This is a genomic window from Shewanella surugensis, from assembly GCF_023284005.1.
GTDB lineage: Bacteria > Pseudomonadota > Gammaproteobacteria > Enterobacterales > Shewanellaceae > Shewanella > Shewanella surugensis.
On record NZ_JAKIKS010000119.1, the window covers coordinates 1 to 16,976 of the forward strand.

14 protein-coding genes and 1 riboswitch are annotated in these 16,976 nt (G+C 40.3%); of the genes, 7 read left to right on the plus strand and 7 right to left on the minus strand.

Annotation, left to right across the window (positions count from 1 at the left end; translation table 11 throughout):
• The first annotated feature begins 278 nt into the window (after positions 1 to 278).
• From L2764_RS21415 to L2764_RS21425, 3 genes are all read left to right on the plus strand, one after another.
• Positions 279 to 416: a hypothetical protein gene (locus L2764_RS21415; RefSeq protein ID WP_376708467.1), complete on the plus strand. Its 138-nt coding sequence runs from the start codon at positions 279 to 281 to the stop codon at positions 414 to 416.
• A gap of 528 nt (positions 417 to 944) precedes the next feature.
• Complete coding sequence (locus L2764_RS21420; RefSeq protein WP_248942375.1) at positions 945 to 2,207, plus strand: dicarboxylate/amino acid:cation symporter; 1,263 nt, start codon at positions 945 to 947, stop codon at positions 2,205 to 2,207.
• A gap of 144 nt (positions 2,208 to 2,351) precedes the next feature.
• On the plus strand, positions 2,352 to 3,032 hold the full coding sequence (locus L2764_RS21425; protein WP_248942376.1) for an alpha/beta hydrolase: 681 nt from the start codon (positions 2,352 to 2,354) through the stop codon (positions 3,030 to 3,032).
• 82 nt (positions 3,033 to 3,114) lie between these two features.
• Here L2764_RS21425 and L2764_RS21430 read toward each other — a convergent pair whose 3' ends face one another.
• On the minus strand, positions 3,115 to 4,137 hold the full coding sequence (locus L2764_RS21430; protein ID WP_248942377.1) for a class 1 fructose-bisphosphatase: 1,023 nt from the start codon (positions 4,135 to 4,137) through the stop codon (positions 3,115 to 3,117).
• A gap of 353 nt (positions 4,138 to 4,490) precedes the next feature.
• Between L2764_RS21430 and L2764_RS21435 the strand changes: the two genes are divergently transcribed.
• Positions 4,491 to 6,695: a S9 family peptidase gene (locus L2764_RS21435; protein ID WP_248942387.1), complete on the plus strand. Its 2,205-nt coding sequence runs from the start codon at positions 4,491 to 4,493 to the stop codon at positions 6,693 to 6,695.
• 81 nt (positions 6,696 to 6,776) lie between these two features.
• On the opposite strand, the gene arcA is transcribed toward L2764_RS21435, so the two are convergent.
• Positions 6,777 to 7,493, minus strand: a complete 717-nt coding sequence (gene arcA / locus L2764_RS21440) for a two-component system response regulator ArcA (protein WP_248942378.1) — start codon at positions 7,491 to 7,493, stop codon at positions 6,777 to 6,779.
• A gap of 588 nt (positions 7,494 to 8,081) precedes the next feature.
• Between arcA and L2764_RS21445 the strand changes: the two genes are divergently transcribed.
• From L2764_RS21445 to L2764_RS21455, 3 genes are all read left to right on the plus strand, one after another.
• A complete protein-coding gene (locus L2764_RS21445; RefSeq protein ID WP_248942379.1) occupies positions 8,082 to 8,540 on the plus strand; it encodes a DUF3293 domain-containing protein in 459 nt (152 codons plus the stop codon).
• A gap of 169 nt (positions 8,541 to 8,709) precedes the next feature.
• A riboswitch (Lysine riboswitch) is annotated at positions 8,710 to 8,905 on the plus strand.
• A gap of 143 nt (positions 8,906 to 9,048) precedes the next feature.
• Complete coding sequence (gene lysC, locus L2764_RS21450) at positions 9,049 to 10,407, plus strand: lysine-sensitive aspartokinase 3 (RefSeq protein ID WP_248942380.1); 1,359 nt, start codon at positions 9,049 to 9,051, stop codon at positions 10,405 to 10,407.
• Positions 10,408 to 10,497: 90 nt separating this feature from the next.
• Positions 10,498 to 11,616: a succinylglutamate desuccinylase/aspartoacylase family protein gene (locus L2764_RS21455; protein ID WP_248942381.1), complete on the plus strand. Its 1,119-nt coding sequence runs from the start codon at positions 10,498 to 10,500 to the stop codon at positions 11,614 to 11,616.
• A gap of 52 nt (positions 11,617 to 11,668) precedes the next feature.
• Here L2764_RS21455 and L2764_RS21460 read toward each other — a convergent pair whose 3' ends face one another.
• From L2764_RS21460 to L2764_RS21480, 5 genes are all read right to left on the minus strand, one after another.
• Positions 11,669 to 12,874 carry a NupC/NupG family nucleoside CNT transporter gene (locus L2764_RS21460; RefSeq protein ID WP_248942382.1) on the minus strand — a complete coding sequence of 402 codons (1,206 nt, stop codon included), beginning with the start codon at positions 12,872 to 12,874 and terminating at the stop codon, positions 11,669 to 11,671.
• Positions 12,875 to 13,157: 283 nt separating this feature from the next.
• Positions 13,158 to 14,096, minus strand: a complete 939-nt coding sequence (locus L2764_RS21465; protein WP_248942383.1) for a LysR family transcriptional regulator — start codon at positions 14,094 to 14,096, stop codon at positions 13,158 to 13,160.
• Positions 14,097 to 14,179: 83 nt separating this feature from the next.
• Entirely contained in the window at positions 14,180 to 14,938 is a 759-nt protein-coding gene (locus L2764_RS21470; RefSeq protein WP_248942384.1) for an amidohydrolase family protein, read from the minus strand.
• 42 nt (positions 14,939 to 14,980) lie between these two features.
• A complete protein-coding gene (locus L2764_RS21475) occupies positions 14,981 to 16,489 on the minus strand; it encodes an aminotransferase class V-fold PLP-dependent enzyme (RefSeq protein ID WP_248942385.1) in 1,509 nt (502 codons plus the stop codon).
• Positions 16,490 to 16,522: 33 nt separating this feature from the next.
• Positions 16,523 to 16,696 carry a hypothetical protein gene (locus L2764_RS21480; RefSeq protein WP_248942386.1) on the minus strand — a complete coding sequence of 58 codons (174 nt, stop codon included), beginning with the start codon at positions 16,694 to 16,696 and terminating at the stop codon, positions 16,523 to 16,525.
• Between the last annotated feature and the right edge of the window lie 280 nt (positions 16,697 to 16,976).

The window sequence follows — 16,976 nt, forward strand, 5'->3', positions numbered from 1 at the left end:
GGTAATTTTATTATTCGAGATGTGGAATTGTGGCTGTCCTAGTTTTGGTTGTATCAAGTCATTGGCGGTTATGAAGCGCTATCAGAGGAGCATAAAGCGTATTTTGAGCTGGCCTTGATAGACGAGCCCGATCCTGTTTATACAGGTAATTTTATTATGCGGTGTTATCCGAGGAGCATAAAGCGTATTTTGAGCTGGCCCCGATAGACGAGCCCGATCCTATTTATACGGGTAATTTTATTATTCGAGATGTGGAATTGTGGCTGTCCTAGTTTTGGTTGTATCAAGTCATTGGCGGTTATGAAGCGCTATCAGAGGAGCATAAAGCGTATTTTGAGCTGACCTTGATAGACGAGCCCGATCCTGTTTATATGGGAAACTTTATTATTCGTGATGTGGCATTGTGGTTGTCCTAATGTTTACTGATTTTAGTTTTCATGTGAGTCTTCATTGATAGCACACATTAATGAGAAAAGGTAATAAGCGGTTGCTCATTATCTTTGCTTATTATCGTTATTCTGTCCCTTTATTTTTTCAGTTTGTAGGGGACTTTTACTGATTTTGTTATTTGTCATTTAATATGAGTAGTTGATTGTTAATGGTTGCTTGCATGTCTAACTTGTTGCTTTTACCCTTGTAAAGATCCTTGCATTTACTTTTTAAACATTTCGTTAAATTTCAGTTTGCGAGTGGAAATGACTTTTTATTGATCTGCTCGCAATTTGACGCTTTTTATTTGTAATTAAGCCCAGCATGTTTCACTATTTGGCCTCACAAATTGAAGGGACGCCTTTTACGTCGATTATTCGCGGTAAACAGCAATATTATCAGGGTTGATATCATTAAAGCTGGGCTCAGTTAATGACGTTATGAATAACTGAGTGCAGTTAAAAAGACATGCCATTAAGGCGTGCTTATTGATTTTTTTTGAGTTAGGTAAATATATGACAACATCACTTTCGACGCGGATCTTTATTGGTCTATTTTTAGGGCTCATCTTGGGATCGTGTATTCAATACTTTTTGACCGATGTGCCGATTTTTTCACATACCTTGGTGGACATTGCCTCAGGCATTGGCACCATGTTTGTTCGCATGATTATGGTACTGGTTGTGCCGCTTGTTTTTGTGAGTATTGTTTGCGGTGTGTGTGATTTAGAAGAATTAGAGAACTTTGGTCGCCTGGGGGGGAAAACTTTTGGCTTTTATTTAATCAATACGGTGTTAGCCATTGCAACAGCGGTGGCGGCAGCGCTGATTTTCACGCCTGGCGCAGGCATGTCTTTGGCAGGGAGCGCTGATGTACAGATCACGACGACCGAATTGCCTAATTTATTGGACTTGTTGGTCAATATTGTGCCAAGTAATGTGATCACCGCTTTTAGTTCGGGTAATATGTTGCAAGTGATTTTTCTCGCATTGTTACTGGGTGGCGTGATTAAATCATTGGGTGACAAAGCGGCTAGCGCTGTGTCGGGTTTTCAGGTGGCTAATGCCATTATGATGAAGCTTATCACTGTAGTGATGAGCCTCGCTCCCATTGGTGTGTTTGCCTTGATGTTAAAATTGGGCGCAACATTTGATGCAGGTATTTTTGTCAGTGTATTAGGTTATGTGGCGATTATTTTAACCATCTTAATTGCATGGATTTTTGTGGTTTATCCGATGGCGGTTGGGCTATTCACGCCGGTATCGGCAAAAGAATTCAGATTAAAAACCCGTGAGCAAATTATGTTTTCATTGTCGACGGTGAGCTCCAATGCCACTATCCCTGTGACCATGCGAACCCTGACTGATAAATTAGGTGTGAGTCGATCTATTGCCGGTTTTGGTGTGCCTTTAGGGGCGACGATGAACATGGGCGGCGCCTCTATTTATATCACCATCGCGGTGTTTTTTGTGGCGAATGCCTTTGGTACACCCATTACTTCAGAGCAATTACCGACGTTGATCTTTAGTGTTTTCTTACTGTCAGTCGGCGCGGGCGGTATTCCGGGCGGGGCTTTAGTGATGATAGGGGTGCTTATTCATCAACTGGGTTTACCTGTCGAAGCCTTTGCCATTATTGCTGCGCTGGATAGATTGCTGGATATGGTACTCACTTCCTGTAATGTGGTGGGAGATGCCGCGGTATTAACCATTGTTGATGCTACTGAAAAGAAAGTAAAGCAAGATCAAGTGGCCTCTGTTGTCAGTGATGAGTCATGAGCTGACGGTTGAGTCGCTTACCTGTTACTGATTGAATAAAGCCGCTACAAAGCGGCTTTTGTCTATTTTATTATTATGTTAAATGACGATAGAAAAAGCCTTTAATAGGATTGCTATAATAGAATTGATATATATAGGAGCGCTATGATGTTATCCCCATTTGAGCTTTCTTTTCAGGAGCATGTGTTAAAAGGTGATTGTTACCCTGATTCTTGCGATACGTTAGTGATGCATGGGGCGGGTCAATCTTCACGTGCGCGATTTGTTAAACTCAGACAAGCCTTATTTTCGCGCGGGGTATCGAGCGCGGCCTTTGATTTTATGGGCCATGGTGAAACGGGTGGTCAGTTGAGCGAGAGTTCATTGGCGCACAGAGAAGCGCAAGCCTTAGCGGTGATTAAGACAATTAACATGAAGTCGACGAGGTTGATTGGTTCGAGTATGAGTGCTTATACGGCGATTAAATTAACAGCGCTTATAGAGGTACAGCAATTAGTATTGCTGGTGCCGGGTATTTATACCCCAGCGGCGCGAAATGTGCGCTTTGGACCCGTATTTTCAAACATAATTCGGGTTGAGAATAGTTGGTATGACTCAGATGCTTTTGATACTTTACAGCAGTTTAAAGGCGATATTGTGATTGTCGCAGCCGAGCAGGATCAGGTGATCCCGTTACCGTTAGTGGAACGACTTTATGCTGCTGCCAGCCAAGCACAATCTCGTGTTTTAAGCATCATTCCTAATGCATCACACCTGAATTTATTTCCAACACAGCAAGATTTTGAACAAACGCTGGATGTAATTTGTGGGGGTAAAGAAGGATGAATGAAACGATTGTTGATGTTTTTTCATCCTTTTACTATTTTATCTTTTTGAAGCTTGATGTTACGGGATTATCATTTAGATATTAGACCAGTGACGGTGCGACTTGGGTATTGATCTCATCGCTGTTATCACCTTGATGGTGGCGTAAGCAGATATCAACTTCATTGCGAGAACCTAAAATAACAGCCACTCTTTGATGAATATGCTCGGGCTCAATATCCAGAATATTCTCATAACCTGTTGATGCCTTTCCGCCCGATTGTTCGACTAACCAAGCCATTGGGTTGGCTTCATACATCAAACGTAGTTTAAACGGTTTTTTCGGGTTTTTATGATCCGCAGGATAGGTAAATAAGCCTCCACGTGATAACACTCTATGCACGTCGCCTACCATAGCGGCAATCCAGCGCATATTAAACGCTTTTTCTCTTGGGCCTAGGGTCCCTAATAATAACTCATCAATATAGGTTTGCATTGGCGCTTCCCAAAAACGTTGATTTGACATATTGATGGCAAACTCTGCTGTGTCGGGGCTGATGTTAACGTTGTCATTGGTGAGTAAGTATTCTTGGCTATTAGGGTCTAAGGTAAAAAATTGTACTCCTTGACCTGTCGTGAGCGCCATCATAGTGGAAGGGCCGTAGAGCATGTAACCTGCGGTGACTTGATGACGCCCGCTTTGTAGGAAGTGCTGCTCAGTGAGTGAGCCTTGAGAGACTGGCTTCTGCATTGGCAGGACAGAAAAAATCGTCCCGACGAGTGAATTGATATCGATGTTTGATGATCCATCCAAGGGATCGAAGCAGACTAAATATTGCCCTTCGTTATTGGCTTCAACAATATGATCTTCTTCTTCTGAAGCGAGTCCACGTACAGCTAAATCAGCCTTGAGTGACTCTTTCAGCATATCGTTGGTGATAATATCCAGTTTCTTTTGGGTTTCACCTTGGATATTCTCTTGCTCTGTTGCACCTAATACACCCGCAAGTGCGCCGTTGCGGACCGCAAGACTAATAGTTTTTGATGTGTCGGCTAATGTAAAAATGAGTTTTTCAAGAGAAGAGGGCAGTGATTGTGATGTCAGGTACTGGGCAAGGGTTTGCATGATCTTTCCTATGACAATATCGAGATAAACTCGAATGAGGGGATATTTTTGAGTAAATGATACCCGAGATAGATTATTTTTTCAGCCTTGATTGGGGGATCGATATAAAAACACTGATTTTGGTTTTTTGTGATTTAATGTGGGCGTAGAGTAAGCGTAAAGGCGTTAAAGCAAAAATGTTAAGGAAGATAATGAAAAAAACAGGATCGGAATTTAGGTTAGGTTTATTATTACTGCTGCCGATGATATTGAGTGCTCCATTGAGTGCGATATCGGCAGATGCATCATCATTCAGTCTGGACAAGACACCGAAAAATTCTTTATTGGCCAATCAATCACATATGAATACAACAATGACAGTGAAAACAAGTGAGATGTTACCTTCGGTGCACGGGGGGCAAGCAGCATTCAGTATCGAGCGGTTTAATGCCTCTCCGGCTTTAGCGGGTGTGGCACCTCTAGGGGTAAAGTTATCACCCGATGGAACAAGAGTGACTTATCTTGTCGGGCGTCAAGATAATCAACATTTTTATGACCTATGGCAGATGGAGGTTAAATCTGGTAAGAAGAGCCGACTCATTGATGCAGACCAACTGGTGGCAGCCGCACTCTCTGATGAAGAGAAGGCAAGGCGTGAACGTCAACGTATTTATGGCCAAGGGATCATGGCGTACTTTTGGTCACAAGACAGTCAAGCTATTTTACTGCCGACTTCAGATAAGTTGTATTACTTCTCTGTTGTCACAGGAAAGGTAACATCATTAGCGATTGGGGAAGGTTTTGTCACTGACGCCCGTTTTTCCCCTGAAGGGCATTATGTGTCATTTGTGAGAGAGCAAAATTTATTTACTTTTGATTTGAAGAAAAATGCCTTAAGGCAGTTAACCCGAGATGGGGGGGGGGCAATAAAAAATGCCATGGCAGAATTTGTGGCACAAGAAGAAATGGATCGGATGACGGGGTATTGGTGGGCACCCGATGAGTCGGCGATTGCGTTCACTCAAATAGATGAGTCTGGGGTGGAACTTATTACCCGCAACGAAATTTATGCCGATGGCATTAAGCTGACCCAGCAGCGCTATCCTTATGCCGGAAAACCAAATGTTGAGATTGCATTAGGCGTTGTGACACTCTCCAGTGGTGATATTGATTGGGTATCGCTTGGTGAAGAAAAAGACATGTATTTACCGAGAGTAAAATGGCTGCCTAATAGCGAAGAGCTGTCTTTTCAGTGGCAAAGTCGTGATCAGCATCTATTGGATTTGAATGTCGTCTCGAGAGTGGATTTAAAAAAACCTCAAGTATTAATCGAAGAGAAAAGTCATGCTTGGGTGAATTTAAATGATGATTTGTTTTTTCTTAAAAAACAAGCGGCCTTTATATGGGCGTCTGAACGTGATGGTTTTAAACATTTATATTTATATGATTTAAAAGGACAAGTTCAGCGTCAATTAACCCATGGACAATGGGCAGTGGACAAGCTTGAATATGTTGATGAAAAAGAGTCTTGGGTTTATTTCACTGGGCGTAAAACGACGGTGGTCGAAAAACAGTTATATCGCGTTCCTCTGACGGGCGGCGATATAGAAGCGGTCAGTCAATTGAGTGGCACTCATCAGATTATTTTTGCAGAAAATAGCCCTATTTATTTAGATAACTTCAGCAGTTTGTCTCAACCGCCGCAGATCAGTTTACATAATGACGTGGGTCAAAGGCTGATGTGGATTGAACAAAATGAGGTGATTGCTTCTCATCCACTCTATCCGTTTTTTGGACGTTGGCAGTTACCAGAGTGGGGAGAAATTGAAGCCGAAGATGGGCAGGAATTAGTTTATCGTTTGTTTAAACCAACAAATTTTAATTCTAAAAAACAATATCCTGTGGTTGTTCGTGTTTATGGCGGCCCTCATGCTCAGTTGGTCGTTAATGCTTGGAGCGAGCAAGATTACTTTACTCAATATTTGTTGCAACAAGGTTTTATCGTGTATCAATTGGATAATCGTGGTTCGGCCAATAGAGGCACGCAGTTTGAACAGGTTATTTATCAACATTTAGGTAATGCAGAGCTTAACGATCAATTATTGGGTGTTAATTATTTGAAAAGCTTACCTTTCGTTGATGGTAATAATATTGCGATATATGGTCATAGCTATGGGGGGTATATGGCGTTAATGAGTATTTTTAAAGCCCCCAATGTGTTTAAAGCGGCAATAGCGGGTGCACCAGTATCGGATTGGGATTTGTATGATACCCATTATACTGAGCGGTATTTAGGATCGCCACAAGACAATGCTGAAGGTTATCAAGCCAGCAGTGTTTTTCCCTATGTTCAAGGCTATGAGTCAGGATTGTTAATGTACCATGGGATGGCTGATGATAATGTGTTATTTGAAAATAGTACGCGGGTGTATAAAGCATTACAGGATGAAGGGAAGCTTTTTCAGATGATTGATTATCCTGGGTCGAAACATTCGATGCGGGGAGAAAAAGTGCGTAATCATTTATATCGTTCGTTAACTGACTTTTTAGCACGTCAATTAAAAGGTCAAACTGAATAATTTATCTTAGGATGGGAGCGGGTATCAATAAAAAGCCAGTCGTGAGACTGGCTTTTAAAAGGTGTTGATTTAATAATCCAACTATTCGTCTAAGCTACCGCAAAAACGATAACCTTCACCATGAATAGTGGCTATGATTTCAGGTGTATCAGGAAGACTTTCGAAATGTTTACGAATACGACGAATAGTCACATCAACAGTACGATCGTGAGGTTTAAGTTCACGTCCAGTCATTTTCATCAACAAGTCGGCACGACTAAGGATTTTTCCTGGGTTTTCAACAAAATGCAGCATAGCTCTAAATTCGCTACGTGGCAGTTTGTAAGATTCACCTTGAGGACTGACTAAAGAACGACTGTTGATCTCTAGACTCCAACCATTGAAACGATAGTATTCAACGGCACTCTTTTCTTCAGACTCTTCACCCGTGCTATTGACGCGAGTTAATAAGTTACGTGCACGAATGGTCAGTTCACGAGGGTTAAAAGGTTTAGTGATATAATCATCTGCACCAATTTCAAGACCTAAAATTTTATCGACTTCATTATCTCTACCTGTAAGGAAGATAAGACCGATATTATTAATTTCACGTAGTTCTCTTGCTAACAGTAACCCGTTTTTACCTGGTAAGTTGATATCCATTACTACCAAATTAATTTTATTTTCTTGCATCGCTTTATGCATTTCTGCGCCATCATTGGCTTCACTTACCACATATCCTTCTGCTTCAAAAATACTTCTTAGCGTGTTTCGGGTTACAGCTTCATCTTCAACGATCAGAATGTGCGGGTTTTGCATATTAAGTTACCTAATTTCTGTCAAGTCTATTCTAACCATGAGCGCCTGCTACTTTAAAATGCGCCCGAGCTCATAATGCTAATAATTTACTGTTTCAAGACTAATCTTTCTCTGTAATTGTTCTTGAAACGGCAACATACCTTGTGTCGAGTAAAGTATGGGTATTTCACAAAAGAAAATGTGAACTGTATTACTGTTACTTCGATAAACAAAAGTAAAGAAAAGTTCCTTATCGATTGTTTTTTTTTAAAGTTTAAATGTTAATTTAAGCATAGTTTACATTTAATACAAGAATACAGTTATGTAGCTAACACTTAATTTTATTTGCTTGGATACTTGTATCTTCATGTACCCCAAATAGAGTTAAGTCGACTGGCTTACATTTCTATTGTACTCGTTTTAGGCATTTGTTAACAAATAAAATGTTAATAAATTCTAAGCTAACAGGCAATAAAGTGGTTTTTGTCTATATAAGTCATTGATTAATATAAATTGTAAATTAAAATTTTAATTGGCCAAACCGCTTGGGTGATTATAAAATGTTCATTTGCTATAATGATACCGATTATCTTAGAGAAATATTTATTTATGAGTAGCTTAGTTAATAATTTTTGGCAGTGTTATCAAGAAACCGAATTTTTTTCTACTCAAGCGCTTTCTTGTCAATTATCGTTTGCGATCATTACCGCATACAATCCTCAAGGGGTGCTTTTGTCTTCGATGCAAAACCGTTTATTGGATAGAAAACTCCAAAATGAGATAGAGGCCTTAGGATTACCTTACCGCGCCATAATGGGGGCTTCAGCGGATAAACGTCATATGGAAAAGAGTTGGGCTATCACCGTCGATAGAAATGTAGCTATTCAAATGGGGGTGAAATTTGATCAGAATGCGATTTATTATGTGGAAGCTGATCATCTGCGACTCATTCCTTGCCTCATTCAAGAAAAAGAAATATGTTTAGGTCTGTTTTCTGAAAAAGTGAAACTGGTATCTGAATTACCCAAATCCCCCTCATCAAATTATTCGACTTCCTATTATTGTTAATTTTATTTTGTTTTTATTCTTTAATTTATTTGCCTATTTGTTTTTCTTAAGTTTATTTATGTAAATTTATTGTTTTATTCTTATTATTTTTTTTAATGTTTTTATTTACATTGACTTTATCTTATTGGATTTGGTATTTATTATGTCTCTTAGATTGTATTAAGATTTAAGTAGCAGAAGAGGAGCGTTAGCTAGGTAATAAGTTATGGGTGGACTAACACCAATGATAACTTATGAGGGAGATTAGCGCCGAGGTCACCAATGTTTGGTCGCATTGGTTATCGGTTGTACAGGCTGAATCCTGGCAATTGTCACCTATACTCAAAATGGTTTGAGTATAAATAGGGTGGAGGGCTTCTGGTGATGATCGCTATTTCCCGTTTTTTCGAGAAACTCGTTTTGCACCAGGCTCTTCGAACGACATTAAGTTCGGAGCTTTTTTCATGTTTGCTGTGCCGTTTATATTATCTTCTCTCTTTCTCTCTTGGTTTGCCATGGAGGTAAGAGCATGTCTTTAGTCGTTGCTAAATTTGGTGGGACTTCTGTTGCGGATTATGCCGCGATGCATCGCTGTGCACATATTATTATTGATAATCCACGGACCCGATTAGTGGTGGTGAGCGCTTCTAGTGGTGTGACAAACTTATTGGTTGAATTGACCCAAGCTGATACTCAAGAAGGGAGACGCCAAGCATTAATTGAGCAGATTACGGATATTCAATATCAAATTTTAGGTGATCTCGGTCATCCGAGTGATGTCATTGCAAGCATTGATGCAGTGTTGAACCGCATTTCCCAATTGAGTGAGCAACTCTCACAAACAAGAACGAAAGCGGCGATAGATGAGTTGTTAGCGCAAGGAGAGCAATGTTCATCTGCTTTGTTTGCTGCTGTTTTAAGAGAAAAAGGCGCGGCTGCGAGTGCATTCGATGTGCGAGCGGTGATGAGAACCGATAGTTTTTTTGGCCGCGCTGAACCACAAATAGAACAAATAGCCTCACTGACTCAGACATTATTAGCCCCTAAATTGACCGATCACATCATTGTCACTCAGGGGTTCATAGGTGCCGATTATAATCACTGTACAACGACGTTAGGACGAGGGGGTAGTGACTATTCAGCGGCGTTATTAGCGGAAGCGTTGAAGGCTGATGCTGTTGAAATTTGGACCGATGTTGCGGGAATTTATACCACCGATCCTCGATTGGCACCTAATGCGCGTCCCATTAAAGAGATCAGCTTTAATGAAGCTGCTGAAATGGCGACTTTTGGGGCTAAAGTCTTGCATCCGGCTACCATTTTACCTGCGGTGAGACAAAAAATTCAGGTTTTTGTTGGTTCTAGCTGGGCGCCGGAAAAGGGCGGTACTTGGATCCGTCATCAAGTGGATGCCGTGCCAGTATATCGTGCTGTAGCGGTGAGACGTGATCAAACGTTATTAAATCTTCATAGCTTACAAATGTTACATGCCCAAGGTTTTTTAGCGGAAACTTTCGCGATACTGGCAAGGCATAAAATCAGTGTTGATTTAATTACCACATCTGAAGTGAATGTGGCGTTGACATTGGATAAAACGGGTTCCGATTCGAGTGGTAATGGATTATTAAATGAGTCGTTATTACAAGAGTTATCAAAGCATAGCCGTGTAAGAGTGGAAGACAATTTGGCCTTGATTGCCATCGTAGGCAATAAAATTGCGACCACGCCTGGGGTTTGTCGCCGGGTGTTTGAGGTTTTAGAGCCCCATAATGTGCGTATGATCTGTCAAGGAGCAAGTCCGCATAATCTGTGTGTTCTGGTGGCTGAGTCAGAGGCGGCGCAGGTGGTCAAGGCATTGCATGAGAATTTATTTGAAGCGACAAGTTGAAGCATAATGATGTTGAATCATTATGTTCAATCGTTTTGTTTACAGGGTATGAAGTGGTCAGTGACTTTAGGCCACTTTTGGGAGTGATTCATGAAGTATCGTCAAACTCGCTTACAAGTTGGAGAGCTAGCCACAGGCCAAGCGTTAAATGTGCCGATATTTGATTTCGACGGTCGAGATAAAACAGCCCCTAATGTGTTTATACAAGCGAATGTTCATGGCGCTGAAGTCCAAGGCAATGCAGTGATATTTCAATTAATGTCACTGCTTGAAACTTATGACATTCTTGGTGACATTCGTATTTTACCTCTCGCCAATCCTTTGGGTATTAATCAAAAAAGTGGTGAGTTCACTTTGGGCCGTTTTGATCCTATTACGGGGATGAATTGGAATCGTGAATATCAAGCGCCCGTGATTGAATTAGCTCAGTGGTTTGAGCGTCACCAGGCATTGGATGATGCAGCGCTTATTAAGGCTTATCGGCAGGAATTGGTCAATATTTGTCTGCAAGGCCTAGACAATGAGTGGGGATTGAGTACCGGTAAAAGGTTGGCCTTAAACCTACAAGCTTTGGCGCATGAGGCTGATATTGTCCTTGATTTACATACAGGCCCTAAATCCTGTAAACATTTATATTGTCCAGAATATGATATTAAAGCCGCGCGTTATTTCTCAATCCCTTATACCTTGGTGATCCCCAATGAATTTGGTGGCGCGATGGATGAATCCATATTTTGTCCTTGGTGGCAATTGAGTGATTTCCTTAAGTGTCAGGGAAGAAACCTTGATGTGCCCATTTCTGCATTTACCTTAGAATTAGGCAGCCAAGAGCATATCGATTTAGCTGAGGCGCTTAATGATGCCAAAGGTATTTTGGCTTATTTGAGTCATCGTGGGGTGATTAAAGAAAAGCTAACGCCTCAAGTCATGCCTAGATATGCCTGTTATCTTAAACATTATAAAAAGTATCATGCACCTTTATCAGGACTGGTGGAATATAAAGCGCCTTTAGGCAAAGTGTTACCCGAAGGCCAGGTATTAGCCAATATCTTAAGACTTGATTTGTATGGTACTGAGCAGGTCTTAACGCCACTAACTTTAAATCAAACCTGTGTGCCGATTTTGCACTTTGCTTCAGCATCAGTACACCAAGGTACAGAGCTCTATAAAGTCATGACACAAGTGTTTGAATTATCATTTTTGATTTAAATGAGCCATAGCAATGACGGTCATCATGATGTGATGACCGTCATTTTAATCGCTAGAGCGATAAGATTAGCCCTGCAATCGCCGCACTCATCAGGTTGGCGAGGACCCCTGCTGTGATAGCACGGAAACCGTGTTTGGAGATGAAACTTCGCCGCTCAGGCACTAGACTGCCTAACCCCCCAATTAAAATAGCCATGGTCGATATGTTGGCAAAACCACAGAGTGCGAAAGTGACAATAGCAATAGAGTGAGGTGTAAGTTGATCTTTTATTTCCATTAATTGAATAAAGGCAACAAATTCATTCACCACAATTTTATTACCAATTAACGATCCAGCCATAATGGCATCGTGCCAAGGTATACCAAGCAGCCAAGCGATAGGGGCGAATAAATAGCCTAATATAAGCTGGAAGCTTAATTGCATCCCGAATAGATCGCCAACAAAGCCAAGTAAACCATTTAACAGTGCAATGACACCGACAAATGCCAGCAATGTGGCACCCACAGCGACGGCAATTTTCATGCCTGACATGGCACCATCGGCTAATGCTTCGATAACATTGGTGGCTCGTGGAATTTCAACTGAAGTAATCTCATCTAATTGATGGTCATTTTTGTTTGGGGGATATAGCATTTTAGCCATTAATAACCCCGCTGGCGCAGACATAAACGCTGCGGCTATTAAGAAATTTAAGTCAACGCCTAAGGCAGCATAGCCAACCATAGTACCGCCAGCTACGGAGGCTAGACCACAGGTCATGACCGCAAAAAATTGAGAGTCACTCATTTTTTTCAAATAAGGTTTAATAACGAGTGGGGCTTCAATCAGACCGACAAAAATATTTGCCGTTGCAGATAAAGATTCGGCGCGACCTGTGCCCAGTAATTTTTGTAGCCCCCCGCCAATAACATTAATGACTCTAGGCATTAACCCAATATGGTATAGACCGGAAATCAGTGCAGAGAAGAAAATAATGATGCCAAGGACATTGATGGCGAAAATAAACCCTACATTACCCGTTGCTAAGTTACCAAAAAGAAAATTGACACCTTCTTGACCATAATTAATCACATTAGAGACACCATGAGTGGCACCATTTAATGCGGCTTTTCCCGCTGGAATATAAAGGACAAGCAATGCAAAAGTCACTTGTAAGCTAAAAGCGAGTGTCACTGTTCGAAGTGGAATATGACGGCGGTTATTGGATAATAACCATGCAATAAGCAAAATGACGCCAATACCGAGCAAAGATATCATGGGGAGTCTACTCAAATTATATAAGAAAACGAGCATTTTAGATAAGGTTAGCCAGTATGCAATAGTGGTTTGTTAATAACATGTATCCATTTGCTTTCTCATTATCTTAATTATTTTATCATTATGTTTTAATATATTTTTACTGTATTTATTAGATGATATTTTCTCAGTGGAAAAGGTCTTTTTTTCAGTGCGTAAAAATCAGCACGCACACTGTTAAGGCGTGGATCTCTCAGGTGGCTTGGTCATTTTTATATTAGTATGGAGAACTGCTGTGTTCTATTTAAAGTTTCACATGTGGGCGTAGGGCTTTATCCCAATATGGATCATCGCCAATGTGTTGTTTAAAAAATGCAATTACGGCGGATATTTTTTTCGGTAAGTGTTTGCGACTGGGATAAACAGCATAAAAGGGCATATGTTGATTAGCCTGCCATTCGGGCATTAATTGAATTAATTTTCCTTTTCTAAATTCATCTTTCAATAAATAACTGGCCAAATAAGCGATCCCCCAACCTGAAACTGCCGCATCACGTACGGCTTGGGCTAAATCGACGCGATAGTTTCCTGCAACCGTAATGCATATACCTTCGCTTTGTTTATTAAAAGACCAAGTGCTGTAGTCTCGTTGTCTACTTTGATAAATTAAACAATTATGATGGATTAACTCATTGGGATGATGAGGTAAGGAGTGATTGATCAGATAGTCAGGAGATGCTGCCAGCACAAACCGAGTAATGGCTAAGCGCTGCGCGACATAACCTTCGGGGATGTGTTCGACATTAGTGAGCCACAGGTCGAGATTTTCTTCTAGCATATTAACTTTATGGTCAAATAAGCGGATTTCTACTTGTAATTTTGGATATTGCTGGCGTAATTTTTCAATGGCGGGAATAATATGTAAGGTACCAAAAGATTGTGATAAGCCTAATCGTAATTTTCCGGAAATATCATCGCGAGCTTCATCCATGATGTTGCTGGCTTCATGGACGATATTCACGACTTTCTCACAATGAGCCATAAAAGTCTCGCCCGCTTCCGTTAGGGTTAAACTGCGGGTCGTTCTTTGTATTAGTTTGACGTTTAACTGTGCTTCTAGCACTGCTAATTGTTTACTGACATGAGAGACAGAGACTTTAAGTAACTCTGCCGTTGCAGTAAAGCTGCCAGCTTTAATTAAGCTGTAAAACAGAGCCATATGGCTCGCTCTATCTTGGATCACTCTGTCGCTCCTTTGAGGAATAATGAGTAAACATATTGTGTTTTAACATAGAGTATGACGAGTTTTTGGTTAAAAGAACATGCTCATTTAGGTTGATAAAAATCTAATGCATTTTGGCTGAAAATCGCATTAGCAGCTTCTTCGCCAAGTGTATCAATAACCGTTATAAAATCGTTATCTTGATATGGAATAGGCGCTCGAGTGGAAGGTAAATCGGTGCCAAACATGAGCGCGGAGGGGTTGGCTGTATATAAGGTTGTTAAGGCGGTTTTGACATCAAAATTGATACGGCTAAAACCACTTGCTTTCACTTTGATGCCTTTTTCAGCTAATTTTATTAGAGTATTGAAGCCCGTTTTAGTTAACCCTAAATGATCGATACTCACAGCCGGTAGATTAGTGAGCTGGGTATAGAGAATAGCTAAATCACTACTGTCGATATAAAGTTCAACATGCCAACCAACAAGTTCATAAACGCGATGTGCCATGCGGCTTAAGTGAGCAATATCTTCAGATCCCCCCCGTTTTAAATTAAATCGCAAAGCACGTATACCTGATTGATGAAGTTTTATTATTTGTGGATCGGTTGTACTGGCTGGAAGTTGAGTGACGCCGAAAAATTGAGGCCCTAATTGTTTTAATGTATTAATCAAATAATTTTGATCAAAGCCTTGAAATGATCCTGAGACGACCGCTCCGCCACATATTTGATAATCTGATGTGCGTTTAAGGTAACTTTGTACCGTAAAAGAGTCAGGTAAATAACCTTGGTTTGGAATGAGTGGATATTGATCATCGATAATATGAAAATGGCTATCAAATAAAGGCAGTGTGTTAAGCACAGTAAACTCCTTATGAAGGATATTGTTGGGAGGATACATTTATCACTCGTCTATTTTTATCACATTTGTACCCGCAAGATCATGATAAAGCTTAGCATGGGCTTTTTTCCAGGCCATTAAACCTCCAGTAAGGACCTTGATGTTTTGGAAACCTGAGTGGGAAAGCTGGTAGGCAAATAACATGGATTTCATACCTGATGTACAGATTAGAATCAGATTGGCTTCTTTATTGAGAGTATTGACAACTTCTTGATAATTCAAAAAATGATGTTCATGAGAGTTAGGAATACTTTTCATCAATAACCGCTCATATTTTCCTCTAATGTCAAGGATGTAATTATTATCATCATTTAGGAAATTATAATCAATGCTATTGGGGCCTAATAAGGTTATGTTGTGATTATAAGCAGCAAAGAAATGGCTTAGTTTTTTGACTAGGTATTGAATATCTTTCATTTTTGTCTGTGCTGACAAACTGATCCTTACGGTTTCATTGGCTTGTTTATCGGTTAATCCAATGGCTTTGAGTACATGGGAAGCCGAGTGATTTGTACTGCAGCAAGCTGAATCGGAAGAAATGCTAGTATCGTAATAATCTAAAAATGCCATTAAGCTATGTTTATCTACGCTAGGGATCCTCATGCTGAGTGTATTACTCAGAGTCTCTGATTGTTCAGCATTAAAAGTAACATTTTTATTGAACTTGATAACTTCTTGTTTTAACTTTTCTTTAAGGGATAAAGTGATGCTTGATTGCTTGAGTAAATAAGGGATTGCTTTACAGGCTTGTCCAAAACCGACAATATTATGTACACTTTCTGTCCCCGCTCTGAAACCACTTTCTTGATCTCCACCTTGTATTAAGCGAGTCAAAGGGGCGCCATCTTTTACGTATATTGCGCCAATTCCTTTAGGACCATGAACTTTATGGGCTGAAAAGGTTGCGTAATCGATATTGAGCTGATTAACATTGATGTCTATTTTACCTAAAGCTTGAACACAGTCAGATAAAATGAATGCGCCTTGTTGTTCTGCTATTTTGGCCAAGGCTTGTATGTTTTGAATGCTGCCTATTTCGTTATTGGCTAACATACAACAAACGAGACCGGTTTCAGCATCAATTTGTTGTTTAGCAGCCTCGATATCAATATGGCCATGGTGATCAATGGTTAAATACTCGACAATGACGCCTCTTTTTTCTAAAGCCTTTAAGGTGGCAATAATGGACATATGTTCTATTGGGCTGGTGATGATTTTAAGCGTTTGCTGACGTGCTTCAAAATCACTTACTATGCTATGAATGACTTGATTATTGGCTTCAGAAGCGCTGGAGGTGAAAAAAATGTTTTTATGATTAGCCTGTATGGAAGAGGCGATAATGGACCTTGCTTGGGCAATAAGATTGGCTGCTTTATAACCTAAAGTATGGTGTGAAGATGGGTTGCCAAAATGAGTCTTTAATACTTTATTCATTGCTTTGGTAACCGCAGATGAAATGAGGGTAGTCGCATTATTATCTAAATAAACTTTTCGAGTAAAATTGAATATCATTTAAGCCTGTCCTGTATATAGAAAGGTTAAGTATTATGCGAGTAATACAGATTGTCTGACGAAGCTGTCTTGGCAACGTAAGAGTGACTCTAGTGTGACGGTGTTTATTTTAATGCCTTGCTCTTTTATCTTTTGATTAGCAGACGTTTCAAATACCCAAGAGGCCGTTGCGATATGAGTATTGGTTTTAATTAAATTAAAGAACATTCTTTCTTTTCTTGATAAAGCGCTTAAAGGAAGTGATGCATAATCATTGTAGTAGGAGACGGATTTAGGTTTTAAGACCCGCTTAAACCACAAATCAACAGCGTCGCGATAACTCGCTAAAGAGTCGAGATCCGATACAATGTTGATATGGGAATTGACAGGTAAGGTTGAGTTATTGTCAAATGTGGTGTATCAATGAATCGTGATGTTCTGTTTGATCTTGAGTTATCCGTTCATCATCTTTAAATTGAATACCTGATATGACATCAGCAAGCAGCTT